The sequence below is a fragment of the Rhodopseudomonas sp. AAP120 genome (assembly GCF_001295845.1).
In the GTDB taxonomy this organism is placed as follows: Bacteria; Pseudomonadota; Alphaproteobacteria; order Rhizobiales; family Xanthobacteraceae; genus Rhodopseudomonas.
This window is the reverse complement of record NZ_LJIC01000027.1, coordinates 33,472-59,107: the sequence shown is the minus strand read 5'-3', so window position 1 is coordinate 59,107 and position 25,636 is coordinate 33,472. Positions and strand designations below refer to the sequence as shown.

The 25,636-nt window shown below is 66.0% G+C and carries 16 protein-coding genes, 2 tRNA genes and 2 pseudogenes; 6 read left to right on the top strand and 14 right to left on the bottom strand.

Translation table 11 applies throughout. The annotated features are described in order from the left end of the window. Positions 1-103: 103 nt before the first annotated feature. Positions 104-5,317 (bottom strand): alpha-2-macroglobulin family protein, encoded by a 5,214-nt coding sequence (locus IP86_RS06000; protein WP_054161602.1) that lies wholly within the window; start codon positions 5,315-5,317, stop codon positions 104-106. A 298-nt stretch (positions 5,318-5,615) separates the two neighbouring features. On the opposite strand from IP86_RS06000, the gene IP86_RS05995 reads away from it, so the two are divergent. Further along, a tRNA-Arg gene (locus IP86_RS05995) sits at positions 5,616-5,692 on the top strand. Between the two features lie 1,345 nt (positions 5,693-7,037). On the opposite strand, the pseudogene IP86_RS29680 reads toward IP86_RS05995, so the two are convergent. Further along, a pseudogene (locus IP86_RS29680) lies at positions 7,038-7,232 on the bottom strand (translation initiation factor 2); the annotation flags it as partial. A 223-nt stretch (positions 7,233-7,455) separates the two neighbouring features. Between IP86_RS29680 and IP86_RS05990 the strand changes: the two are divergent. Next, a complete protein-coding gene (locus IP86_RS05990) occupies positions 7,456-7,701 on the top strand; it encodes a hypothetical protein (protein WP_197279650.1) in 246 nt (81 codons plus the stop codon). 308 nt (positions 7,702-8,009) lie between these two features. Here the strand turns inward: IP86_RS05990 and IP86_RS05985 are convergent, their stop codons facing one another. The 7 genes and pseudogenes from IP86_RS05985 to IP86_RS05955 all read right to left on the bottom strand — a co-directional run bounded on the left by IP86_RS05985 (position 8,010) and on the right by IP86_RS05955 (position 15,207). Beyond that, positions 8,010-8,459, bottom strand: a complete 450-nt coding sequence (locus IP86_RS05985) for a translation initiation factor 2 (RefSeq protein WP_054161601.1) — start codon at positions 8,457-8,459, stop codon at positions 8,010-8,012. Positions 8,460-8,645: 186 nt separating this feature from the next. Then, entirely contained in the window at positions 8,646-9,170 is a 525-nt protein-coding gene (locus tag IP86_RS29305) for a glycosyltransferase (RefSeq protein ID WP_245290549.1), read from the bottom strand. A gap of 52 nt (positions 9,171-9,222) precedes the next feature. Further along, positions 9,223-9,741 carry a glycosyltransferase family 4 protein gene (locus IP86_RS29300; protein WP_245290546.1) on the bottom strand — a complete coding sequence of 173 codons (519 nt, stop codon included), beginning with the start codon at positions 9,739-9,741 and terminating at the stop codon, positions 9,223-9,225. Between the two features lie 46 nt (positions 9,742-9,787). Then, a complete protein-coding gene (locus IP86_RS05975; RefSeq protein ID WP_303626002.1) occupies positions 9,788-10,246 on the bottom strand; it encodes a threonine/serine exporter family protein in 459 nt (152 codons plus the stop codon). A 17-nt stretch (positions 10,247-10,263) separates the two neighbouring features. Next, complete coding sequence (locus IP86_RS05970) at positions 10,264-11,067, bottom strand: threonine/serine exporter family protein (RefSeq protein WP_054161599.1); 804 nt, start codon at positions 11,065-11,067, stop codon at positions 10,264-10,266. A 581-nt stretch (positions 11,068-11,648) separates the two neighbouring features. Then, a pseudogene (locus IP86_RS27975) lies at positions 11,649-12,107 on the bottom strand (FKBP-type peptidyl-prolyl cis-trans isomerase); the annotation flags it as partial. Positions 12,108-12,270: 163 nt separating this feature from the next. Next, a complete protein-coding gene (locus IP86_RS05955) occupies positions 12,271-15,207 on the bottom strand; it encodes an outer membrane protein (RefSeq protein ID WP_245290545.1) in 2,937 nt (978 codons plus the stop codon). Between the two features lie 408 nt (positions 15,208-15,615). On the opposite strand from IP86_RS05955, the gene dctP reads away from it, so the two are divergent. Genes dctP through IP86_RS05940 form a run of 3 tightly spaced genes read left to right on the top strand, consistent with a single transcriptional unit; the run spans position 15,616 to position 18,538 of the window. Beyond that, positions 15,616-16,635, top strand: coding sequence for a TRAP transporter substrate-binding protein DctP (gene dctP, locus IP86_RS05950; RefSeq protein WP_054161633.1), 1,020 nt, complete (start codon positions 15,616-15,618; stop codon positions 16,633-16,635). Beyond that, the gene (locus tag IP86_RS05945; RefSeq protein ID WP_054161595.1) at positions 16,632-17,183 is read left to right on the top strand and encodes a TRAP transporter small permease; all 552 of its coding nucleotides are present in this window, start codon (positions 16,632-16,634) and stop codon (positions 17,181-17,183) included. Before dctP ends, IP86_RS05945 begins: the two co-directional genes overlap by 4 nt. Further along, the gene (locus IP86_RS05940) at positions 17,180-18,538 is read left to right on the top strand and encodes a TRAP transporter large permease (RefSeq protein ID WP_054161632.1); all 1,359 of its coding nucleotides are present in this window, start codon (positions 17,180-17,182) and stop codon (positions 18,536-18,538) included. Before IP86_RS05945 ends, IP86_RS05940 begins: the two co-directional genes overlap by 4 nt. 201 nt (positions 18,539-18,739) lie before the next feature. On the opposite strand, the gene IP86_RS05935 is transcribed toward IP86_RS05940, so the two are convergent. The 4 genes from IP86_RS05935 to IP86_RS05920 form a co-directional block, all read right to left on the bottom strand. Further along, positions 18,740-19,645: a hydroxymethylglutaryl-CoA lyase gene (locus IP86_RS05935; protein WP_054161594.1), complete on the bottom strand. Its 906-nt coding sequence runs from the start codon at positions 19,643-19,645 to the stop codon at positions 18,740-18,742. Positions 19,646-19,760: 115 nt separating this feature from the next. Continuing rightward, positions 19,761-21,776: an acetyl/propionyl/methylcrotonyl-CoA carboxylase subunit alpha gene (locus IP86_RS05930; RefSeq protein ID WP_197279648.1), complete on the bottom strand. Its 2,016-nt coding sequence runs from the start codon at positions 21,774-21,776 to the stop codon at positions 19,761-19,763. Between the two features lie 16 nt (positions 21,777-21,792). Beyond that, on the bottom strand, positions 21,793-23,397 hold the full coding sequence (locus IP86_RS05925; protein ID WP_054161592.1) for a carboxyl transferase domain-containing protein: 1,605 nt from the start codon (positions 23,395-23,397) through the stop codon (positions 21,793-21,795). 263 nt (positions 23,398-23,660) lie between these two features. After that, entirely contained in the window at positions 23,661-23,966 is a 306-nt protein-coding gene (locus IP86_RS05920; protein ID WP_054161591.1) for an ETC complex I subunit, read from the bottom strand. Between the two features lie 219 nt (positions 23,967-24,185). Here IP86_RS05920 and IP86_RS05915 point away from each other — a divergent pair, with 219 nt between their 5' ends. Beyond that, positions 24,186-25,445 (top strand): OpgC domain-containing protein, encoded by a 1,260-nt coding sequence (locus IP86_RS05915; RefSeq protein ID WP_054161590.1) that lies wholly within the window; start codon positions 24,186-24,188, stop codon positions 25,443-25,445. A 60-nt stretch (positions 25,446-25,505) separates the two neighbouring features. On the opposite strand, the gene IP86_RS05910 is transcribed toward IP86_RS05915, so the two are convergent. Further along, positions 25,506-25,582: transfer RNA gene (locus IP86_RS05910), tRNA-Pro, on the bottom strand. Positions 25,583-25,636 lie beyond the last annotated feature (54 nt).

Here is a 25,636-nt window from a genome sequence, read left to right as displayed (position 1 = left end):
GCCGAACCGGGGTCCCGGGTCTGCGGAGCAGCACTGCGTGCTGCACCGCGCCCGGGACACGAAGCCTCGGCGGCAGCCGGATCGGAGTTGGTCGGCTCCTCACTCATTTCGCCGCCTTCACCTCCACGGTGCCGGTGTTGGTGCGGCCGTAGCGCGACGGGTTGTACATGTCCTCGACGACGGCTTGCGGCAGCACGTATTTGCCGGGCGAGACGGCGCGGACCACGTAGGCGACGGTGAACACCGCCTTGTCCTCGGTGTTGCGATCGATCGCGGCGGTGAAGCGGTCGTCCCGGAATTCGGTGTTGACCGGCTCCTGGCCGTTTTCGATCCAGTCCAGCGTGCCGGCATCACCCGACGACACCAGATGCGGATTGTCGATCTCGAGACCGGCGGGCAGATAGTCCGCCACCATCACATGCGCGTATTCCGGCTTGGCCTCGGTGATCGTCAGCACCACCGCAAAGCGATCGTTCTGCTTCGCCTTGGTGATGTCGGCCGGCTCGCCGGCGAGCGTGAAGTAGTTGCGCTCGATCTTGAAGCCATTGCTGGCGGCCGGCTCCGGCGTCAGCGGCGAACCACTGACCGTCACCACCGCCTGCACCGGAGCGTCTCCGGCATTGGCGATCTTCACCGCTTCGGTCTTCACCTCGTCGGCCTTGTAGCTGCGATACAGCGCGGTCTTGATCGTACTGCCGTTGAGATCGAGGCTGATCGGCTCCTTGGCGAGCGCGCGCGCCGCCAGCACCAGCCACGCATTCTCCTGCGTCGAGGTGTAGGGCGTCAGGCCCCTCGCCGCTTCGACGCGCTGCACGGCCGTGGTCAGCGTCGCCTTCGGCGCGTTGCCCTCGCTGGCGAGCGACACCAGCGCGGCGGCGTCGCGCAGCGCCGAGCCGTAGTCGACGCGGCCGAACTGAATCACCGGCTTCGGTGCCAGATCGCCGGCCGCCGCCGCAAAGACCCGCTCGGCGCGGGTGCGGTCACCGACCAGCGCCAGCGCCGCCGCGAGCTGCGACTTGGCGATCGGCGTCGCCAGCTTGTCGAGCTTGGTGTCGGCGAGATAGCGCAGGTCGCCGATCGGCGCGACGCCGTTGCGGGCCAGCACATACAGCCCGTAAGCGAGGTTGCGGCCGCCGTCCTTCTCCGGCTCCTCGGCGTTGACCACCGCGTTGCGGATGCGGTCGAGCGCGCTGCGGAACGCGACGTCGGGCACGACGAAGTTCTTCTCGCGCGCCCGCGTCAGGAAGTCGGTGACATAGGCGTCGAGCCAGGCATCGTCGCCGCCGGTCGACCACAGCCCGAACGAGCCGTTCGAGCCCTGGCGGGCCAACAGTCGGTCGATCGAATTGCGGATCCGCTCGTCGGCAGCCGTGTCCATCGCCAGATGCGCGCCGGCGGCGAGATCGTTGACGTAGAGCAGCGGCAGCGCGCGGCTGGCGATCTGCTCGGAGCAACCGAACGGATAGCGGTCGAGCGCCTTCAGAATGGTGGCGGCGTCGAGCGCCGGCGACTGGCTGACCGACAGCGACACGCTGCCGGTGCCCGGCACCAGGTCGGAGAACATGTCGCCGGTCAGCGTCAGGCTCTCCTGCTTGGCGAGCGTCCGGACCGACCGACGCGCCAGCGTCTGGTTGGCGGGACGGACGTCGAGCGCGTAGCTGCGCGTCAACGATAGCCCGTTCGGTCCGCTGATCGCCACAGCGAGCGCCGCGGTGCCGGCACCGCCGCCATCGATCGCCAGCGAGGCCGAGCCACGCTGCTTTGCGGCGAGCTTCATCGTGGTCGAGGCGGGACCGGACAGTTTCACCGGACCGGTCGCGCTGACCGTGATGGCATAGTCGCCCGGCGCGCCTTCGACATTGTCGAGATCGAACGCCAGCGTGCCGCGGTCGCCGTTGCGCAGGAAGCGCGGCAGCGTCGCGGTCAGCACCACCGGGTCACGCACAGTGACATCCACATTGGCGCGGCCGACCTTGGTGGCGGTCCACGCCACCGCCATCACCCGCGCGGTGCCGGCGAAGTCCGGAATGTCGAAGCTGATCTCCGCTGAGCCATCGGGCCCGACGGTAACGATGCCGGAATACAGCGCTAGCGGCTTCTGCGTGGGCGGACTGCCCTGCAGCTCGGCGCCGGCGGAGTCGCCACCGGAGCGGATCTGGCCACGGGTGCCCTGCATGCCGTCGATCAATTGGCCATAGAGATCGCGGATCTCCGAGGTCATGCGGCGCTGGCCGAGATAGTAATCGTCCGGCGCCGGCGGCTTGTAGCCGGTCAGAGTGAGGATGCCGACATCGACGGCGGCGACCACGATCTTGGCGTCTTCGCCCGGCGCGAGCCCGCCGAGTTTCACAGGCAGCTTCATCGTCGTCGACGGCCGCACCAGCGCCGGCGGCGACAGCGTCACCGCAAGCGTGCGGGCCTTCTTGTCGATCGACACCCATTGCACGCCGATGGCGCGGCCGGGCATGCGCTGCGCCGCCGCGTCGAGCGGCCGGCGCAGCGTCGTCACCACATAGGCGCCGGTGCCCCAATCCTTGCCGACCGGCAGCTTGACCTGCGACGAGCCCTGCTTCACCGCCACCGACTGCGTAGTCAGCAGGCGATCGCCGAGCACGTTCACGGTTAACAGGCCCGCGGTCCGCGCATTGACGGTCACCGTCATGGTGTCGCCGGAGGCGTATTCAGGCTTGTCGACCGAGGTCTCGAGCAGGTCCGGCGTGTCGGCGGAACCGTCCGAATACCAGCCGACATCGAACTGCACCGAGGTGATCGGGCCGTCGGCATCGGCGGTCTTGACGTCGAGCCGGTAGCGGCCGCTCTCCGGCTGGAACGACAGCTGGCCGGGCTTGCCGGGCGCGACCGCCACGTCGCCATCGGCGACGCGCTTGGTCGACTTCACCGGCTCATAATCCCAGGACGAGTTCTGCCGGTACCACTGGTAGTGCGACTCGATCTTCAAGAGCTCGTAGCGCAGGCCGGAGCGCGCCAGCGCGGTGCCGTCCGGCGCCACGAAGGCGACCTCGAACTTGGCGTTGTCGCCCTCGGCGACGTTCTTCTCGGTGAACAGCGGCTTGACGCCGATCATCGCCGCCGACGGCGCGACCGGCAACACCAGCTTGCGCTCCACCGCGCGGCCGCCGGCCTCACGCATCCGGATGAAGATCTGCGCCTCCTGCGGCCGCGTCGAGGACGGCGGCTTCGGCAGGCTGACCGGGAAGGTCGCGCTGCCATTGGCGTCGGCTTCGGGCAGGTTCTCCAGCGGCGTGCGCTCGTTGCTGGTGGTCTCCTCGTCGGCGACGCCGAACTGATAGCCCGCGTAGCCGGGGCGGCCGTCGGCCGGCGCGACCAGCAGGTCGCCTTCCAGCGCGAGGCCCGAAGCCGGCGCGCCGTACAGGAAGCGGCCGTCGACCTTCAGTTCCACAGGAGCATCAGCTTTGATCTGCTTGTCCTTGGTGGAAATATCGAATTCGATCCGGTCCGGGACATAGTCCTCGACCATGAAGGTGGTATCGCCGATGCTCGCACCTTTCGGATCGGTGAATGCGCGGACCCTCCAGGTGCCGGTCGGCACCGCCGAATTCAGCGCGACGTCGAGGCTGCGGCCGCCAGCGCCCTGGTCGGACAGCACGGCGCGGCGATATTCGACGCCGTCCGGCCGCTCCACCACCAGCGTCATCGGCCCGCCGACCAGCGCATTGCCCTGGCCATCGCGCAGCAGCGCGGTGAGATGCACGGTCTCGCCGGAGCGATAAACGCCGCGCTCGGTATAGACGAAGGCGTCGGCCCCGGCCGGCACCGCGCGGCCGGAAACGCCGCGGTCGGACAGATCGAAGGCGTTGGATTTCAGGCTGAGGAACGCATAGTCGGCCTTCTCGCCCGTCACCGTCAGCAGCGCCGGCGACATGCCGCCCTCGCCGCGCGCCAGCCCGGCCTCGAACAGCACGTGGCCGGACTCGTCGGTCTTGCGGGTGGCGAGGATCTCGTTGTTGCGGGCGATCAGCCGGACCTCGGCTTTGCCGACCGGATCGGTCGAGGCCAGCGAATTGACGAAGACGTGGATGCCGTCGTTGCCCGAGAATGCGGTGACGCCGAGATCGGAGACGATGAACCACTGCGTTGCGAGCTGGCCGTCGTCGTCGGTGTTCGCCACCGGGGCCTTCGGCGCGGCGGTCATCACATAGACGCCGGGCTGCAGCTCGCCGAGCACCTGGTCGACCGCAAACGCGGTGGTCACGTCGGCGTTCAGCGCCGCCGGGGCGGTGTCGAGTTCGCCCGACCACACCTTGGCGCCGCGCTGGCTGCCGAGGTCGTCGAGCTGGTAGCGGCTCAGCGTGCGCTGGAAGTCGCTGTCGACCACGGTGTTGATCAGGTTGCGGTCGCCGATCCGGAACACCTGCACCGACACGGTCGGGGTGTTGACGCTGACCAGCGGGATGCCGCGCTGGCCGGTGCGCGGCAGCACATAGGCGCGGCCGGTGAACCGCACCAGCGGCTTGCGATCGCGGACATAGATGTTGAACTCCGCCGATTTCGGCAGCGTCTCCTTGACGGTCGACGGCAGGCCGGCGCGCAGATTGATGTTGTAGCGCTCGCCGTGCTTGAGGCCTTCGACGCAGAGCTGCTTGTCTTCCGAGGTCAGCGCCGGCTTGTCGGTGCCGGCCAGCGCCAGATACGGCGCGAAGTCGGTGCGCTTGGCGAGGTCCTCGGAGAACTGGAAGCAGGCCCGCGGCGACGCCGAATCCGAATCGACGGTGTAATCGAGCAGCCGGAAGCCGTGATCGTCGCGCAGCTTCTCGTAGCGCCCGCGCACGTCCGCGACCTCGCGCAAATCGAGCGACAGCCGCAGCGTATCGAGCGCCGGCCGCCACAGCCGCCGGTCGGCCATCGAGCGGCCGAGCACGGCCAGCGCATCGGCCTCCTCGCCGGCATTGCCGGCGCGCTGATAGGCGATATAGGCGGCGGTCGAGGCGCGCTCGAGCAGGAAGGTCTGTTCGGAACTGGTCGGCGCCTTGATCTGGAACACGGTCTTGGCCAGCCGCAGCCAATTGCTGCCGTCGGCCGGATCGACCGCCGCGATCTGCCCCATGATCTGCAAGCCGGTGCGGTAATCCCCGCGCCTCAGCGCGGCATCGGCATCGGCCTTCAGGCTCGCCGCCGGCTTGGCGACCGCCCCCGCCTCGCTCTTGATCTGGGCCTCCAGCTTGATCGCCGAATCCGCCAGATCGTCCCGCTTGAAAGCCTTGTCGGCGGCCAGGGCGGAGGCGCTGCCGAGCGCCAGCGCCGTGCACAACGCAATGGTGCGAACCCAACCGATCATGTCGAACTCCCCTGCCGCGAACGAATGCCGCGTTCCGAGACGAAACCAAATGCCTGTAAAATGACGCCCTGATGGCGCCGCGCGAGCCCGTTCGGACGCGCCGGTCCGCGCGCAGGGCCGTGCCGGCCCGATGTCGATCGCCGATCCATCAGATTCGCATCTTCGCGTGCCCGCGCGCCGAACACAACGCGCCGCCCCGGTTGGACGCGGCAGCGCGGCAAATGGTTCGGATATGGTGTGCGGAGAGTTGTCTCGGGGGCGGATTTTTTGTATCCGCGGTGCTAGAAGCATCCCCGACGGTCCCATAGCTCAACTGGATAGAGTAGCGGATTTCTACTCCGCGGGTTGCAGGTTCGAATCCTGCTGGGATCGCCACTGAGGATTTTCCGCTTCCAACGCGGTACCATGCGGGTGGCACCGGCGACACGCTTGAGAGCGTTAGCCGGATGTCGGGCTCCAACCGACATCGTCCACAGCCCTCCGAAATCGAGAACCGCCGCAATTTAAGCCGTTGCCATTGCAACTGTTGGCAGCCCTTATCATCCCTTATGAGTGCTTGCGAATTCAGTTCGGATATTTGAAAGATTAGCTGTCTATTGGCCACATAATAACCTGAGCACAAGCAGTCTACACTGATTTGATATGCTTGCTCATTCATTGCTGCGAAGGTGATTAGAAGTGAGAACTTTCATTGTGATAGTGGGAGCACTTGCACCCTGCGTTATGGCAACGAATGTTGTTGCAGACGTCTCTGAAAATCTGAAATTCTGCTCGTCACGCTCAAGCAGCCGAGAGCGCCTCGCATGCTTTGAGGCAATTGCGCGCGGCACAGGTGACCAGCCAGCGACCGAAACCACAACTCGAACTACAGTTAATGAAGGCGCGATGGCCGCCGTTCGCGCATCAAGAAACCCTATTCCGACTAGAGAAGTCGCTCCGCCAAACTCGTCATTCTCAGGTTACTACGCAGCGATCGGCGGCGGGTACGGGATCTCTACGGGCCGAAACGCGTCCGCATCTTCTCAACTAAACTATGGATATTATGCGTTAACACCTGACAGCAACCCGATCGGCAGCGGCGTCATTGCACTAGCCGGGTTCAATATTCCCGTGGGCTCATCCGGTATAGCGGGCGTCGAATTCTCGGGCCGTTTTCTTGGTGAAGAGACATCGAAATCTGCGAGTTCAACAGTCACAGATTACTTCACAAGCCAGAACTTTTCGGGATCCGCAGAGTACACATTTCGAAATCAAGCCGGGTTTCACATGTCATTTCGTGCCGGTGCGACTTTTGAGGACTGGCTGATCTTTGGAAAGGTGGGACTTGGTGCGTCCCAGATCAAAGAGACCTTCACAATCGACGAGAGTAGCATTCCCGGACTTTGCCGAAGCGCCAGCTACTATCCGAGTAGATTTTGTTACTCTTACGGACCTTCCGGATCCAGGACCGCGCTGTCAACTAGCAGTTGGCTTCCTTCCGCGTTGCTTGGTATCGGAATCGAGCGCAATTTCGGGGTACTCTTCGCTCGCGCGGCCGTCGATGCAGAGATTTTCCGGAAGGATCAGACGTCAATTTTAAGCCCGGGAATAGCCTCAGCGGGTTCTTCATCACAAGACGGGATCATGTTTTCCGTCCGCGGAATGGGCGCTGTTGGATATAGGTTCTAGAGGGCGCATCGCGCGAAGCTTCGTTTACCGGCATAAGTTGGCGCCCCGCTCTTCAGCTCACCGGCACCTTCGGCTTGCGATGATGCCTAACCGCTGGCGCGGCCACGGGCGGCGGGGCGACCGGCTGCAGCGTCACCACGACTGTTGGGCTTGTGACCCATCGCGGCGCCTGTCGCGGGCATCCATCGACGCCCATGCCGACGACGCCGCCGAGCCGGATGTTTCCGGCGACGCCGGCGCCTCTGCTCATTTCTTGGGTGGAACTCGGGCCTCGGCTGTTCTGTGGGCCGCAGCTCGCCGACTTTGTCGACTCATTAGCCGAAGCTCCCGCTTGCGCGCGAGCCACGGCCGCAATTGAGTGAACAAATCTACATAGTTCACTAACAGACTTTTCGATCGCGCCTCCGTCGGCTTGCACCTTTTGAAGCGTAGAGAACATACTGTTTCCCTTATCGATCGGCAGCCAAATCATGAGTGGCAAAGCGAAGCCATTGAAAGTCGCTTCGGGCGATGGCACATTTGATGGCATGGAAGCGCGTCTCGCCAAAGTCGAAGCGGCACTGGAGCACGTTGGCCGGGAGATGGCGGACGTGAAGACGGATGTCCGGTCGTTGCGCGATCAAGCCAGAACGGATTTCCGCATTACTTTCACGGCCATCATCGCCGTCGCGCTGGGCCTTGCCGGGCTGATGGCGAAGGGTTTCCACTGGCTCTGAGGACGACCTCCGCCCGTCAGATTGGCGATATGTTCGGAGCTGCCCCAGCGGCGGCGTAACCTCTCCCGCTTGCGGGAGAGGTCGGATCGCGGAGCGATCCGGGTGCGGGCACTCCTCTCCGCGGGGCGCTGAATCACTTCTCAGTAAGTCGCTAATTCACTGCCTGGGGCGCCCTCACCCCAGCCCTCTCCCGCAGGCGGGAGAGGGAGCGCGCTGCGATCCGGGGATGGCCCGTATCCACTTCGGTCGACGCGGTGGAGATGGTCACGCGCGACGCCATCACACGCCGACGCGAACCTCGCGCGGCTTCAGCTTACCGGCACCTTCGGCTTGCGATGATGCCTGACCGCCGGCGCGGCCACTGGCGGCGGGGCGACCGGCTGCAGCGTCACGACCACGGGGTTCGGCTTGTGATCCATCGCGGCGCCCGTCGCGGCGTCGACGCCCATGCCGACGACGCCGCCGAGCAGGATGTTGCCGGCGAAGCCCGCGCCGCCACCGCCGGTGACTTCGCGGGTCAGCGGGATGATCTGGGGCTCGTAGCCGGCCTTGCTGAGGCTGACGGTGATGTCGGCGTTGCGGTTGACCTCGACGGCGCAGGGCGTCACGCAGCTGAACGGCGCCTCGGTGCCGGTGACGTTGGCGATCGCGCCGGACGGCGTGGTGGCGATCGAGATGTTTTCCGTGGTGCCGCGCGTCACCGACGCGCATCCCGACAGCAGCAACGCGGCTAGCACCGCACCTCCGATTGGACGCATTCGCAATCTCCCCAGTTCCGTTGCGCCAAAGCGCAACGTTCGCAGGGAAGTTCAAGCCGCCAGCGGCCGCGCGGAGCGAAACTGAGACGCAGGATCAAAGCTATTTGCCTTGTCCACACGCGGCCGTCGCACGCTGACGCCGTTCGCCCTCGCCGCCGGCCGCGCCACGACCAAAGCCTCGCGCGCTCAGACACCCTTGAGCAGGCGCGGGTTCTCGATCAGATCAGCGGCGCGGTCGAGGCCGTCATAGAGCTGCTCGGTCGCCCCATAGGCGATGCCGTTGCGGCTCCAGCGATTGCGCTTGCCCGCAGACGCCGCGGTGCCGAGCGCGTCGTTGAGCGCCTCTTGCGCGAACGGGCTCGGGATCACGAGTCCCGCATCGGCCTTGCGCACGTGAGGCGCGTAGCCGCATTCGGCGGTGGTGATGACCGGGAGGCCATTGATCAGGCTCTCGATGATCACCGTGCCGGTGGTGTCGTAGCGCGCCGGATGCACCAGCAGATCGGCCGCGGCCATCAGCTGGGGAATGTCGGAGCGGAAACCGAGCATCTCCACGCGATCGGCGACGCCGACGCCGCGCGCCCAGCCGCGCACCTGCCCGGCCTGCTTGCTGTTCGGCTGAATGCCGGCGATCGCCAGACGCGCCTGCGGGATGCCTTTCATCGCCACCAGGGTGCGGTCGAGCCCCTTGACGCTCGGCTGGTTGGCGATCGCCAGCCACAGCAGAGTCTGCTCGCCGATTCCGAGATTCTCGCGCAGCCGCTCACGGGTGCCGTCGCGCCCGGTCGATCGTCGGCGGCAGCACCTCGATCCGCTTCGGCTCGGTGGACCACGCGGCGCGGAAGTCGCGCGCCTGATTGGCGCTCAGCAGCAGGCACGCCGTCTTCTGTCCCTGCTTGAAGCTCGACTCCTCGAGCCGCAGCTGCGTCCGCCGCCGCGAACTCCAGCTCGCCAGCCAGCCGACGCGGCGTACGGCGAGGCATGGATCGGCGCAATAGATCACGTCGAGGTCGAGCAGCTTGCCGAAGCCGACCAGCCGGTCGAACTGCCCGGCGCAGCGCTTTGCGACGGCCTGGGCGAATTTCAGATCGCGACTGTGATTGCTGAGCGCGAGGTTGGGCAGCAGTTCGACGGTCAGGCCGGCCGGGATCTCGCCTTTCCGCCGCTCGGCAAAGATCGTCACCTCATGGCCGCGTGCGGCAAGGCGGCTTGCCAGCGCCATGCAGTCGCGCTGCAGTCCACCCGCCGAGAACAGGGTGACGATGGCGAAGGCGATCTTCATGAATTCACTCTCGGACCCAGCTCGCGCGGTAGGGGCGCACCCTTGCTCAGAACTGCCGGCTCCGCAACAGATAGGCCGGGATCGCCAGCCCGGCACCGATCGCGCCGACGATCGAGACGACGCGGATGAAGGCCTGGGCCGAAGCCACGAGCTGTCCCACCGACTGGCCCGACGTGTCGGCCGCGACCGACATGTAGCCGAGCATCGCCTGACCGAAAAACGCGCCCGGCACCATCGGGATGCATCCGGCCAGCGCGATCGCGTTGCAGGCGGGGCCGAGCCAGCGCCGCAGCAGGATCGCCACGCAGGAAGTCCCGGCCGCCGCCAGAAACGTCGCGGCCTCGAGGCTGACGCCGGACTTCTGGCTGACGGTGCGGATGGCGAGCGCCAGCGCGCCGGCGACCGCGCACCACACCAGCGGCCGACCGCCGAAATTGAACAGCACGCCGAAGCCGGCCGCGGCGACCGCGCCGAATGCGGCCTGGTGCGCCAGATACGGAAGCATCGCGACGATATCCTGGGTCACGTCGGAATCCTCAACACGAATTCGGCGAGCCACAGGCCGGTCACCGCGAACACCATGATCATGATCACCCACACCGCCCGCGCGCTGCCCATGGTCGGATAGCCGTCCAGCACGTCGGTCTGTGCGTTGGTCGAGGGCACGCCGGGCACCAGCAGCAGGATCGAGGCCATCATCGCGAGCTGCATGGTGCCGCTGCCGGCAAGCCGGGCGCCGAGCCCGCCGAGCGTGGCGGCGACGCAGCCGATGATCGCGGCGGTGACGAACACGTTGGTGCGGCGGCCGAGCAGCCAGTGCCGCAGCGCCTGCCCGATGCTCGCCGCCGCCAGCATCGGCCCGAACGACAGCCAATCGGCGCCGAGCAACCGGCCGAATGCCGCGCAAGCCGCGCCGGTGGCGATTGCCACCAGCCACCATGGATGCTTCGGCGTGTCGCGCAGCAGCCGGTCGAGCTCGCTCTCGATCTCCTCCGGCGTCATGCCGCCGCGCGCCGCGCGCACCACGAGATCGCGCACGGCGAAGTCGAGCCGGTGGTTCACGCCGTGCGGTCCGATCTGCATCATGCGGGTGATGGTGGTGTGGCCACGCTCCAGCGTGATCTCGAACGAGGCGTAACCCGAGCGCATTCCCATCACCTCGACGCCGAGGCCGCGCGCGATCATCTGCGCGCCCTCATGCACCACGCGCACCGACGCCCCGCTCTGCGCCAAAATCGCCCCGGCGCGCAGCGTCACATGCGCGATGCGATCCATCGACAGATGATGCGGCGGCGTTAGTTCAGAGGTATCGGGCTGACTATTCATCTTGCAACATCGGACTCGCAGGCATTCAACACGAAGCGATCCACCAACACCATGACGCTGGCCCGCAAGTCCAGATGCCAATCGTACGCACTTCGGACGATAGTACCACTTGGTAGTTCAGTCATTCCGATCCGGCGCGTTTGATAGCGATCACTTCCAATTCTTCCACCCCGGACTATGCTGATTTGGTTCCCGGCATAGCGCCGTTTCGAGGAATGAGGTTGCCCATGAAAATTCCGACCCTGGCCGTGGCGCTCGTCGCCGCCGCCGTGATCATTTTCGCCGCCAAGAACTCGAAGCACGAGGAGACGGTCACCAGCGATCCATCCGAAGGCGTGGTGGCCCAGATCGCCGTCAGTCCGGTCAAGACTCTCACCTCGACGAGCTGCGCCTCCGACGGCTGCCCGGTGACCTGCGAGGCCGGCGACACGCTGCTGTCGGCGGTCTGCGTCAGCGGCACCAAGGGCCGCTTCGCCGACACGCTGCGCGTCGAGAAAGGCGCCCTCACCGCCACCTGCGGCACCACCGCCAGCAGCATCCTGGTGTATTGCGGGCACCCCTGATTTGGCCGGACGGCAGCCCTTCACGCCGAGCAGCTCGACCTCGAAGATCAGCGTCGCGTTCGGCGGGATGACGCCGCCGGCGCCGCGCGCGCCGTAGCCGAGTTCCGGCGGAATGATCAGCGTGCGCTTGCCGCCGACCTTCATGCTGGCGACGCCCTCGTCCCAGCCCTTGATGACGCGGCCCATGCCGATCGGAAATTCGAACGGCTCGTTGCGATCGACCGACGAGTCGAACTTCGCGCCCTTGGCTCCGTTTTGATACAGCCAACCGGTGTAGTGCATCACGCAGATCTGGCCGCGCGTCGGCGAGGCGCCGGTGCCAACCTTGGTGTCCTCGACCTTGAGGCCCGACGGCGTGGTGACGATGTTGGCGGGTTCGGACATGGCGGGTGTACTCGGCAAAATGGCCACGGCGACCGACACGGCGGCGACGACGGCGAGAGCCAGCGGAGCGCCGGCGGGGAAAGCGAAACGCATCGGATTGTCCTTCGGGAAGATCGACGTCGTCGCGGGTGAGGCCCGGTTGTAGCGGTTCGGCGGCAAGGCCACAACCGCGCCGGACGCGCCGTTCCGCGCGCCCCCCGACGCGGCTCAACCGGCGGACGGACCGGCGCGGCCCGTCCGCACTCGCCTGCCCGGCCTAGTCGCGGAACGCCGACATCCAGTCGCCCAGCTTGTAATTGACGCCGAGCGACACGGTCTGCAGCCGGTTGCTTTGCGGCGCCAGATTGACGCCGGCCAATGCGGGCGGAGCCGAGGTGCTGAACACCGACGACGCGCCGAAGTCGAAGTACTTGTATTCGAGCGCCATCGACCACGCCGGCGCCAGCGCGTATTCGAGACCGCCGCCGATCGTCCAGCCCCAATTGGTTCTGGTGTCAGTGAGGATCGTGCCGCCGACGCCGATGGCGTTGAACTGATCCTGCTGCCGGTCCCACGCCGCGCCGCCCTTGACGTAGAGCAGTGTGCGATCGAACGCGTAGCCGCCGCGAGCCGTGAAGGCGCCGATCGCATCGATCCTGCTGCCGCAGTTGAAGCCGGCCGTCACCGGATCCGGATACACGCCGAAGCACGTATTGGTGCCGCGAATGTTCGCCCAGTTCACCGACGCTTCGGCGCCTGTGACCAGATGACCAACCTGATAGTTCGCCCCGATCTGGCCGCCGAGCAATGCACCGCCCAGGTCGACGCGGTCGCCCGTCGGCGCGGTCGGAAACGGATCGGCATAGGTGGTAAGGCCCCAGCCCGAGCCGACGCTGGCGCCGACATAAAGGCCGGTCCAATTCACCGGCGCCGTCTGCGGCGGCGCCTTGGCGATGCCGCGCGCCGCAGCTTCGGCCGTATCGACATCGCCGAACTTGTACGAGGTCTGCACGAAACCGCCGTAGCGCTCGGAATAGAACTGCATCGGCGCGACGGCCGTCTCGCCCGGGAAAATCGTACTGGCACTGCTGGTCGCGAAGTACCAATAGCGGCCACCAACGCCGACGCTGAAACGATCGGTGACGGCATAGGACAGGATGGCTTCGAACTGCGTCCCCCAACCGTGGCCGGTCTCCGACTGCGGATTGATGTCGGCCCGGAACCAGTGATTATCGAAGCCGGCCCGATTGACGTAGGGCAGATAGGCTGCATCGACCTCCAGCCGCAGCCGTTCGCTCAATGGTGCGCGGACGTTGAGACCGAGCGCGACGCCCCGCCAGGATTCGGTTTCGCTGAGACCAAGAAACTGCGTGGGGACCGTCACGTTGCACGTGATGTCGGTGGCGATCTGCAGGCAGCCGAAACCGTTGCCGGTCTGGTACAGCGAACGATAACCGACGAAGCCACCGAGCTTGCGGCCGCCATCGTTGATGATATTGTAGCCGACATCGGCGCTACCGAAGGCGAGCCGGCTGTTCCGCATGTCCGAAATCGTATTCGAATAGGTCACCTGGTTCGGGAAGTCTTCGTCGTTGAGCTGGCCGCCGACGAGATGGCCGAGGCCGAGATTGGCCTTGGCGAAAACACCCGAGGTGTGATCGAAACGGACGAACGACTCTAGCGCGTGGCCGGTCTGATTGGCATAGATCAGGCGCGAGTTGAGCCGGCTCGGCGAGGCGTTGTCGTTCAGATCCTTCTGCATCCGCCCGGAACTGCCCCAATAGCGCGTGCCGGCTTCGACAGACCAGCCGAGCGGCAGCGTTGGCGCCTTGACGAATAGCGGCGTGGCCGCGCCCGCTTCCAGCATTAGCGCGCCCCAACCAAGCCGGTAGTTGATGCCGGCCTTCACCAGATCCAGTTTCTGGTTGAAGCCGACCACCGAGGCGTTGCCGAACTGATCGGCGTAGCGGGTGTCGCGCGTGCCGAAATCGACGTGGTTGTATTCGACGAAGGCCGAGAGGTTCTGGCTCAGCGCGTATTCGAGACCGGTGCCGGTCATCCAGCCCCAGCGCGTCCCGCTCTCGGTGAAACGGCTGGCAAAACCGGACTGTTGCGCCTCGCTGTTGCCGGTGGCCCAGGCGGCGCCGGCCTTGCCGTAGATCAGCAGATTGCCCCAGCTCTGCCCGAAGCGTCCGGCGACAGTGCCCAGCGAGGTGATGGCATTGTGGCAGACGAAGTTGCTGCCGACGGCGACATCCGTGGCACATTTCGCGTAGCCGCCGATATCCGCCGCAGCCGCCGACGCCTCGACGCCGACGACCCAGCGCCCGACCTGCAGATTGGCGCCGATCTGTCCGCCGCCGAACAGCCCCGAAATGTCGCCACTGCCGGGGAAGCCGCCCGACGACGAGATCGCCAGCAGCGCGCCGTTGGCGGACTCCCATTGATTGCGGCCGAAGCCGCCGCCGGCCTGCGCGCCGATATAGATGCCGGTCCAGCTCCATTGCGGCAACGGCACGCCGGGAGCCGGCGCCGCGCTGATCGACGCCGCCCCGAGGCGATAGTTCAAACCGAGTTTGACCAGGTGCGCGGTCTGGCCGACCGTCACATCGGACGTCGCGCCGAACTGGTCCGTCATCGCCAGCGAGCGACTGCCGAAATCGGCGTAGTTGTATTCGATCTTGGCGGACAGGCCCGGCAGGAAAGCGTACTCGGCGCCGAGGCCGACCAGCCATCCGGCGCGGGTCTCGGAGCCGTCCAGAACGTTGGCGGTTGCGCCGCTCGCCATCCGGCGTTTGACGTCCGTCCAGGCGGCACCCGCCTTGGCATAAAGCAGAACATCGCTGGCCGCGAACCCGAACCGGGCTGCGACGGTCCAAAGATCGTCCATCCGGCTGGTGCAGGCGAACGTTCCGCCGAGGCACCCGGCCACGCCGCCGATGTTGCCGAAGCTCGCGTCGGCTTCCACGCCATAGACGAAACGTCCCGCCTGAAAATTATAACCGGCCTGAAATCCCGAGATCACATTGCCGCTGACGCCGTGGCCGTAGAATGGGAGCGGCTGCGGCGGGAGCGCCAGCACCGGCCCCGAAGCGCCGTTCCAGGCGTTGTCCGAGGCCGCGGCGCCGACATGCGTACCAACATAGAAGCCGCTCCAATCCGCCGCGGCCGCAACACCCGGTGCCTTGACGAGGGAAGCCCTGCCCCCCGGCACATCCGCTGCTTGGGCCGCGCCCGCACACCCGACGACCACGCACACGCTCGCCCACCCGGCCGCAATCCTTATCATCCACAGTCCCCTAAACCGCACCCATCTACCGACGAACACGATTCGTCCCGCAAATACTATCGCCTAGGGAGTGAGCTCCGAGGGAACCCGATCGCTCGCTGACGCTGCCGGCGGCGTTCGTGAAGCTCTCGGCGCGAGACCGTACCTTTCATGTCTCGCCAGGTGCCGCGCTCAAGTAATCACCAAGCGTGCGGCGCAGCATCTCAAGCTGCGTTGCACTGCGTCGCAGAATAGTCGCCGCAAATCGGCCTGCTGATCACGCGCCGGCTTGACCACCCGCCGACGCAAGCGGTAGCCATCACAACCAACAAACAAATTCCCGGGAGTGAAATGATGATCTCACGTCGCCATGTCGTCGCGACCATGCTGGCCGCGCCCGCGATTCTGCGGCTCGGAACCGGAACCGCCCATGCCGCCACGACGCTGAAGATCTCGCATCAGTTCCCCGGCGGCACCATCGACAAAGGCGACTTCCGCGACCGGCTGTGCCGGATGTTCGCCGCCGAGATCAGCAAGCGCTCCGGCGGCGATCTCGTCGGCGAAGTCTATCCCGGCTCGTCGCTGATCAAGACCAACGCGCAGTTCTCCGCGATGCGCAAAGGCGCGCTGGATCTGTCGCTGTATCCGATGCCCTATGCGGGCGGTGAAGTACCGGAGACCAATATCGGCCTGATGCCTGGCCTGGTCGAAACCTACGATCAGGGCCTCGCCTGGAAGACCAAGCCGATCGGCAAGGCGCTGACCGACTTCCTCGCCGACAAGGGCATCATGCTGATCACCTGGGTCTGGCAGGCCGGCGGCGTCGCCAGCCGCAACAAGCCGATGCTGGCGCCGGAAGACGCCAAGGGGCTGAAGGTGCGCGGCGGCTCGCGCGAGATGGACATGGTGCTGCAGCAGGCCGGCGCCGCGGTGCTGTCGGTGCCGTCGAACGAGATCTACGCGGCGATGCAGACCGGCGCCTGCGATGCCGGCATCACTTCCTCGACCAGCCTGATCTCGTTCCGGCTCGAAGAAGTCGCCAAGCATCTGACGTCGGGCGCCGACGCGTCCTACTGGTTCATGCTCGAGCCGCTGATGATGTCGAAGGCGATCTTCGACAAGCTGCCGAAGACCCACCAGGACATCATCCTCAGCGTCGGTACCGAGCTCGAAGCATTCGGCCGCAAGGGCGCGCAGGACGACGATATCGAGGTCGCCAAGGTCTACGAGAAGGCCGGCGCCAAGGTGCAGAAACTCGACATCGCCACGGTCGAGAAATGGCGCGCGATCGCCCGCGACACCGCGTGGCCGGACTACGCCAAGAAGAGCGCGAACTGCGCCAACCTGCTCAAGCTCGCCACCGACGCCGCATGATGCATGGTCCTGCCGCGGGTCAGGCCGACCCGACCAGCGCCGCCCATCGTGAGACGGGCGGCGTGCTCGGCCACGCGCTGGCGTGGGTCAACCGCGCCATCCTGCTGGCCGCCGCGCTGGCGCTGATCGCCGCCTGCGGCATCCTCAGTTACAGCGTCGTGGTGCGCAGCCTGTTCCACAGCGCCACCTACTGGCAGGACGAAGCCGCGGTGTTCCTGCTGGTCGGCGCCACCTTCCTCACCGCCGCGTTCGTGCAGAGCCAGCGCGGCCATATCGGCATCGAGGCGTTCACCGGGCTGCTGTCGCCGCTCGTCAATCGCATCCGGCTGCTGCTGGTCGACATCGCCAGCCTAGCGTTCTGCGCGTTCTTCGCCTGGAAGTCCTGGACGCTGACGCACGAGGCTTACGTCGACGGTCAGGTGTCGAACTCGATCTGGTCACCGCCGCTCGCCATCCCTTACGGGTTGATGGCGGCCGGCATGACGCTGCTGTGCGTGCAGATTGCGCTGCAGATCGCCCAAGCGCTCAAGCATTGGATTCGCTCGTGACAGTTCTCGGCATTGGGATCAGCTACGGCATCGCGACTCTGGTCGCGATGTTCTCCGGCATGCCGATCGCGTTCGCGCTCGGCGCCGTCGCGCTGGTGTTCATGGCGATCTTCATGCCGTCGGCGTCGCTCGATACGGTGACGCAGAACGTCTACGAGGAGATGGCGTCGATCACATTGCTGTCGATCCCGCTGTTCATCCTCAAGGGCGCGGCGATCGGCAAGTCCCGCGCCGGCCAGGATCTGTACTCCGCTTTGCACGCCTGGCTGCACAAGGTGCCCGGCGGCCTCGGCGTCGCCAACGTGTTCGCCTGCGCGCTGTTCGCCGCGATGGCCGGCTCGTCGCCCGCGACCTGTTCGGCGATCGGATCGGCCGGCATTCCGGAGATGCGCAAGCGCGGTTACTCCGGCGGCTTCGCGGCCGGCATCATCGCAGCCGGCGGCACGCTCGGCATCCTGCTGCCGCCGTCGATCACCATGATCCTGTTCGCGGTGGCGGCGGAGAAATCGCTCGGCCGGCTGTTCCTCGCCGGCATCGGCCCCGGCCTGTTGCTGGTGACGCTGTTCGGCATCTATGCGGTGATCCGCTTCCGCAAGGAATACGCGACAGCCAAGCGCGCCTACGAGCAGAGCGGGACCAACTCGCCCATCCTCACCGACGAGAAGTTCACCATGGCGCAGCGCTTCGGCGCGCTGCCGCGGGTGCTGCCGTTCATCATCCTGCTCACCGGCGTGATGATCGCGCTGTATGGCGGCTACGCCACGCCGTCGGAAACCGCCGGTCTCGGCGGCCTGCTGGCGCTGCTGCTGATCGCGCTGATCTACGGCGTGTGGCGGCCGAGCGACCTCGCCCCGATCATGACCTCGACGGTGCGCGAGTCGACCATGCTGATGATGATCATCGGCATGTCGCTGTTGTACTCCTACGTGATGAGCTATCTGCACATCTCGCAATCCGCCGCCGAAGCCATCGTGGCGATGAACCTGCCGCGATGGGAACTCTTGGCCGCGATCCTGCTGCTGGTGGTGATGCTCGGCTTCTTCCTGCCGCCGGTCTCGATCATCCTGATGACCGCGCCGATCATCCTGCCGCCGCTGCGCGCCGCCGAATTCGACATCATCTGGTTCGGCGTTGTGATGACCGTCGTGATGGAGATGGGCCTGATCCATCCACCGGTCGGCCTCAACATCTTCGTCATCCGCAACGTCGCCCCCGACATCCCGCTCAGCGACGTGATCTGGGGCACCCTGCCCTTCGTGCTGCTGATGATGCTGGCGGTGCTGCTGCTATGCTTCTTCCCGGGGATTTCGACCGGGTTGCCGGATCTGGTGATGGGGCCGGAGAGTGTGAGATGAAGGTGTGCCCAGACAAGCTGCCGCACATCGTGCCCCGGACAAGCTGCGGCACGCAGTGCCGCCGCGCAGATCCGGGGCCCCGGTTCCTTCGCTAGCGCTAACCGGGGTCCCGCATCTGCGGAGCAGCGCTACGCGCTGCACCGCGTGCGGGACACGGAGATTGTAGGGTAAGCACGCTTCGCCCACCCTACAAGCGCCGAACTAACTCGCCCGCTTCTTCTTCGCGTTCAGCGCATTCACCACGCGGCTGACCGGCGGTCGTCCAAGTAGTGACGCAATGCCGTTAGTTGCTGCGATCAGCTTGTCCATATCGACCCCCATCGACACCCCCATGCCTTCCAGCATGTACACCACGTCCTCGGTCGCGACGTTGCCGGTGGCGCCCGGTGCATACGGGCAGCCGCCGAGGCCGCCGGCGGCGCTGTCGATGACGTGGGCGCCTTCTTCCAGGCCGGCGTAGAGATTGGCGAGCGCCTGGCCGTAGGTGTCGTGGAAATGCATCGCCAACGACGCCATCGGCACCGCGTCGGCGCAGGCGTGCAGCAATTCGCGCACTTTCTTCGGCGTGCCGACCCCGATGGTATCGCCGAGCGAGACCTCGTAGCAGCCGAGATCGCGCAACGTCGTCGTGACATCGACCACCGCCTGCACCGGGACGTCGCCATCGAACGGGCAGCCAAGCACGCAGGACACGTAGCCGCGCACCTTGACGCCGTCCGCCTTGGCGCGGGCGATCACCGGCTTGAAGCGCTCGATTGATTCCGCGACGCTGCAATTGATGTTGGCACGAGAGAAACCTTCGGACGCCGAGGCGAACACCGCGATCACCTGCGCACCGGCGGCGCGCGCGGCCTCGTAGCCCTTCTCGTTCGGCACCAGCACGTGAAACTCGCCGGGAAGCTTCAGCGACGCGCGCAGCACCTCGTCGGAGCCTTGCATCTGCGGCACTGCCTTCGGCGACACGAAGGCGCCGACCTCGACAGTGGACAGCCCCGCCGCAACCAGCCGTTCAACAAAGGCGACACGATCCGCCACGCTGACCGGCGTCTTCTCGTTCTGCAACCCGTCGCGCGGGCCGACTTCGACGATGCGGATGGTGTCGGTCATGACTACTCCCACAAGTACATCGTCATGCCCGGCCTTGTGCCGGGCATCCACGCCTTACAGCGGATCGACGCCCGAAGACGTGGATGACCGGGACGAGCCCGGCCATGACGCAGAATTACGACTCGGCGTCGGCCTCGAGCTCGGCGAGCTCCGCGCCCTCGGCGACGATGTCGCCGACCTTGCATTTCAGCGCCTTGAGTGTGCCGGCGAACGGCGCACGCAGGGTCTGCTCCATCTTCATCACTTCGAGCGTGAGGATCGCCGCGCCCTTTTCGAGCTTCGCGCCTTCCTCGGCAAGCAGCGCGACAACCGTGCCGGGCAGCGGCGCGACGATTTTGTCTTCGCCGACCGCCTCCTCGCTCTCGCCACAGAACGGATCGACCAGATGCAGGTCGAAGCGGCCGTTGCGCGTGCGGACATAGAGTTCGTGTCCATCCACCACCGCCGCAATGCGCGAACGCACGCCGTCCAGCAGCAGATCGATGCCGTCGCCGTTCGCCGACGATCCGAACGCAAGCTCGCGACCATCGATCGTCAGCGTCGAGCCGCCACCGCCATAGCTGAGCAGCACCTGATGATCTGTGTGCTCATGGCCCTGCCCGCGCCGGAACAGGAAGCTGCGCTTGCGCCGGCCGACCGGCATCCAGCCCGACGCGCGCCACGGCGACGCTGCGTCGGCCTTTGCAGCTTCATCCTCGCTGCGCAGGATCGCCGCCACTGCAGCGGCGAGTTCGAGATCGCCGAGCGATTCCGCGGTCGCCGTCAGCGTCGCCAGATGCCGCTCGATGAAGCCGGTGTCGATGGCGTTGGCGCGCACGTCCGGATGCGTCACCAACGCCGACAAAAACGGGATGTTGGTGGTGACGCCGCGGACGTCGGTCTCGTTGAGGCCGCGGTCGAGCCGATCGATCGCAGCGGCGCGGGTCGGCGCCCAAGCAATCACCTTGGCAAGCATCGCGTCGTAGTACGGCGACACGCTGTCACCGCTGCGATAGCCGGCATCGATGCGCAGACCATCGACCTCGGCGGGTGTGCGCCACGTCGTGATCCTGCCGACCGACGGCATGAAGTTCTTGGCCGGGATCTCGGCATAAACCCGCGCCTCGATAGCGTGGCCGTTGAGCTTCAGCTGATCCTGCCTGAGCGGCAGCTCCTCGCCGAACGCGACGCGCAGCTGCCATTCGACCAGATCGACGCCCGAGATCAATTCGGTGACCGGATGCTCGACCTGCAGGCGGGTGTTCATCTCGATGAAGAACACGTCCTTGCCGTCCGAGACGAACTCGATGGTGCCGGCGCCGACGTAGTTCACTGCGCCGGCCGCACGTCGCGCTGCTTCGCAGACCTTCTCGCGCCCGGCGGCGTCGAGCGTCGGCGACGGCGCCTCTTCGATCACCTTCTGGTGGCGGCGCTGCAGCGTGCATTCGCGCTCGAACAGCGACACCAGATTGCCGTGGCTGTCGCCGACGATCTGCACCTCGATGTGACGGGGATTGTCGACGTATTTCTCGATCAGCAGCGTATCGTCGCCGAACGCCGCCTTGGCCTCGCGCTTGGCGCTGGCGATCGCGTCTGACAACTCCTCCGCCTTGCGCACCACCCGCATGCCGCGGCCGCCGCCGCCGGCCGAAGCCTTGACCAGCACCGGGAAGCCGATCTTGTCGGCGGCCCCTGCCAGCGTCGCATCGTCCTGCGCGGCGCCGTGATAGCCCGGCACCAGCGGCACGCCGGCCTTCTCCATCAGCGCCTTGGAGCCCGATTTCGAGCCCATCGCGGTGATCATGTCCGGCGTCGGGCCGACGAACACCAGCCCGGCGTCGGCGCAAGCCTGGGCGAACTCGGCGCTCTCCGACAGGAAGCCGTAGCCCGGATGCACCGCCTCGGCGCCGGTTTGCTTCGCCGCCTCGATGATCCGCGCGATGTTCAAGTAACTGTCGGCCGCCTTCGCCGCGCCGAGCAGCACGGCGTCGTCGGCCTCGCTGACATGCTGCGCGCCGCCGTCGGCTTCGGAATACACCGCGACGGTGCGCAGGCCCATGGCGCGGGCGGTGCGGATGACGCGGCAGGCGATCTCGCCGCGGTTGGCGATCAAGAGCGTGCGGAAGCGGCGATACAGGGCTGGTTTGGTCATCATCAGGTCCTGCTCATCACATCCGGAACAGGCCGAACTTCGTCGGCTCGATCGGCGCATTGCTCGATGCGGACAGTCCAAGGCCGAGCACCAGCCGCGTGTCGGCGGGGTCGATCACGCCGTCGTCCCACAGCCGCGCTGTCGCGTAGTACGGGCTGCCCTGCGTTTCGTATTGCGCACGGATCGGCGAGCGGAATTCCTCCTCCTCCTCCGTGCTCCACGAGCCGCCCTTCGCCTCGATGTTGTCGCGACGAAGCTGGCTCAGCACCATCGCGGCCTGCTCGCCGCCCATGACCGAAATGCGGGCGTTCGGCCACATCCACAGGAAGCGCGGCGAGTACGCCCTGCCGCACATGCCGTAATTGCCGGCGCCGTAGGAGCCGCCGATTACCACGGTGAATTTCGGCACATTGGCGGTCGCGACCGCGGTGACCAGCTTGGCACCGTCGCGGGCGATGCCGCCGGCCTCGTACTTCTTGCCGACCATGAAGCCGGTGATGTTCTGCAAGAACACCAGCGGAATGCCGCGCTGGCAGCACAGCTCGATGAAATGCGCGCCCTTCAGCGAGCTTTCGCTAAACAGGATGCCGTTGTTGGCGATGATGCCGACCGGGAAGCCCCAGATATGGGCGAAGCCGCAAACCAAAGTGGTGCCGTACAGTTTCTTGAACTCGTCGAACTCCGAGCCGTCGACAACCCGTGCGATGATATCGCGCACGTCGAACGGCTTGCGGCTCTCGGCCGGCACAATGCCGTAGAGCTGCTCGGCCGGATACAGCGGCTCGCGCGGCTCACGCATGTTGAGCACCGGCCGCTGCGGCGGCTTCAGCGTGCCGACGATTTTTCGCGCGATGCCGATCGCGTGGGCGTCGTTCTGCGCGTAGTGATCGGTCACGCCGGACTGCCGCGAATGCACGTCGGCGCCGCCGAGTTCTTCCGCCGACACCACCTCGCCAGTCGCGGCCTTCACCAGCGGCGGGCCGCCGAGGAAGATGGTGCCCTGATTGCGCACGATGATGCTCTCGTCCGACATCGCCGGCACATAGGCGCCCCCGGCGGTGCACGAGCCCATCACCACCGCGATCTGCGGGATGCCCTGCGCCGACATGTTGGCCTGGTTGAAGAAGATCCGGCCGAAATGCCGTTCGTCCGGAAACACCTCGTCCTGCTGCGGCAGGAAGGCGCCGCCGGAATCGACCATGTAGATGCACGGCAGATTGTTCTGCCGCGCGATGTCCTGCGCGCGCAGATGCTTCTTCACCGTCAGCGGATAATAGGTGCCGCCCTTCACGGTGGCGTCGTTGGCGACGATCATGCAATCCCGACCGGCGACGCGGCCGACACCGGTGACGATCGAGGCCGAATGCACGTCGCCGCCATAGAGCCCGTTGGCCGCGAGGGGCGACAATTCGAGAAACGCGGTGCCGGGATCGAGCAGCAGGTCGACGCGGTCGCGCGCGAGCAGCTTGCCGCGCGCGGTGTGCTTGGCGCGGGCCGCCTCGCCACCGCCGCCGGCGACGGCAGCGAGCTTGTCCTTCAGTTCGGCCACCAGCGCGCGCATGGTGTCGCTGTTGCGCGCAAAATCGGCCGAGCCGGGATCGATCGTGGAATGCAGGGACATGGCGTTTCCGGCAGTTCTGGTTCGCTTCGGGCGAAGCGTTGGGTGCATGGTGTCACCGCGCAGGCGCGGGACGCAACCCTAACCTCGCGTGATCCGACTGATGCGAGCAGGCTAGCAAACCGCCGCAAGTGGGGCTTGTGCCGAGAAGTCATACGGCCGGGCGAATGATCTGCCCGGCCGGATAAAAACGTGGTGTGCGCTGGGTTGCGGGCAGCGAATCGCCGCCGAAGCACCAGTCTACGAACGCGAGTGGGCGCCCCGATTTAGTGCGTCCACGGCTCCGGACGGCGGAACGCGAAATTATCCGCATAGGCGGCGCGGCGACGCTCGGACGGCTTCGGCTCGATCACCTGGTAGGGAATGCCCTCGCGCTCGCAATAGGCGATGGCCTCCTCGCGGGTGTGGAAATGCAGGCTGATCTGCTGCTGCATGTCGCTGGACGAGGTCCAGCCCATCAGCGGTTCGATCTGCCGGGGCACTTCGGGCTCGTAGTCGAGCTGCCATTCCCGCGTCTTCGCGGTCCCGGACTGCATGGCGTTCTTGGCGGGCTTGAAAATCCGTGCGGTCATCGAAGGTTCTGGCCTGTCAGCTGCGGCATTGCGGTGGTTTGGTGAAAGCGCGGCTCATCGTGTAACGTTCCCGGAGCGCGGCCGTTGTCAGGCCCCGCACACGTGTTGCCCTGCTTGGCGATTTCCAGTCCTGATTGGGTATATTCTGTCCCCGGCGTCGTGACAATCGAGCAGTCCTGGACCACATAGGCTTCCGAACAAAGACGGACGAACCGCCTCATGCAAATTCAGGCCATTCTGCCCGGAAAAGGGCGCGACCTGCGGCTGGACCTGTTTCGCGGGGTCGCCAACTGGGCGATCTACCTGGATCACATCCCTGACAACGTGGTGAACTGGATCACCACCCGGAACTACGGCTTTTCCGACGCCGCCGATCTGTTCGTCTTCATCTCCGGCTACACCGCCTCGTTCGTCTACGCCAAGATGATGCTGGAGCGCGGCTTCATCGTCGGCGGCACGCGCCTGACCAAGCGGGTCTGGCAGCTCTATGTCGCCCACATCGTGCTGTTCGTGATCTACATCGTGGCGATCGGCTTCGTCGCGCAGCGCTTCAGCGATCCCGACATCATCAACGAGTTCAACGTCGCGGGCCTGGTCGACAGCCCGATCGAGACGCTGCGCCAAGGGCTCCTGCTGAAGTTCAAGCCCGTCAATCTCGACGTGCTGCCACTCTACATCGTGCTGATGGGGCTGTTTCCGCCGGTGCTGTGGCTGATGCTGCGCCGGCCCGATGCGGTGATGATCGCCTCGTTCACGCTGTACTTTGCGGCGCGGCATTTCGGCTGGAATTTGCCCGCCTATCCGGCCGGCACTTGGTACTTCAACCCGTTCTGCTGGCAGCTGCTGTTCGTGTTCGGCGCCTGGTGCGCGCTCGGCGGCACCACCCGCTCGCGCTCGATCATCAATTCCAACGCCATGCTGTGGTTCTGCATCGCCTACATGCTGTTCGCGCTGGTGATGACGATGGCCGGCCGGTTTCCGGCGTTCGGCGAGTTGTTCCCGACCTGGCTGTTCGACGCCTTCAATCCCAACGACAAGACCAACCTCGCGCCCTATCGGTTCCTGCATTTCGCCGTGCTGGTCGTGCTGGTGATCCGCTTCGTGCCGAAGGATTGGGCCGGGTTGGAATGGAAGGTGTTCGATCCGCTGATCAAATGCGGCCAGCAGTCGCTCGCGGTGTTCTGCGTCGGCGTCTTCCTGTCCTTCGTGGCGCATTTCGAGCTGCTGATGAGCTCGGGCTCGCTGCTGGCGCAGATCGTCGTCAGCGTCTCCGGCATCGCGCTGATGACGGTGGTCGCCTATTACATCACCTGGTCGAAGAAGCAGGACAAACCGCTGAAGCCCGCGGCCGCCAAGGCTGCGGTCGCCCAACCGGCCGGCATGGCCGCCTCCGCAGCGAGCGTCGCAGCAGCGGATGCGGATGGGGCAGCCGTGCCCCCTGCGCAGACGGCGTCCTCGGCGGGTGCCGGGCCAGGCTGACGATCGAAAGCGGAAGCGGGCTCTCAGCCCCGCGGCGCTGCCGTAGAGCGGCTCAAACACTGGTCGGGGCAGCTGGATTCGAACCAACGACCTGCAGTACCCAAAACTGCCGCGCTACCAGGCTGCGCTATACCCCGGGCCGTGTCGATGAGCCGTCGATACACGCTTCAGCCCAGCCCATCAAGCCGCCG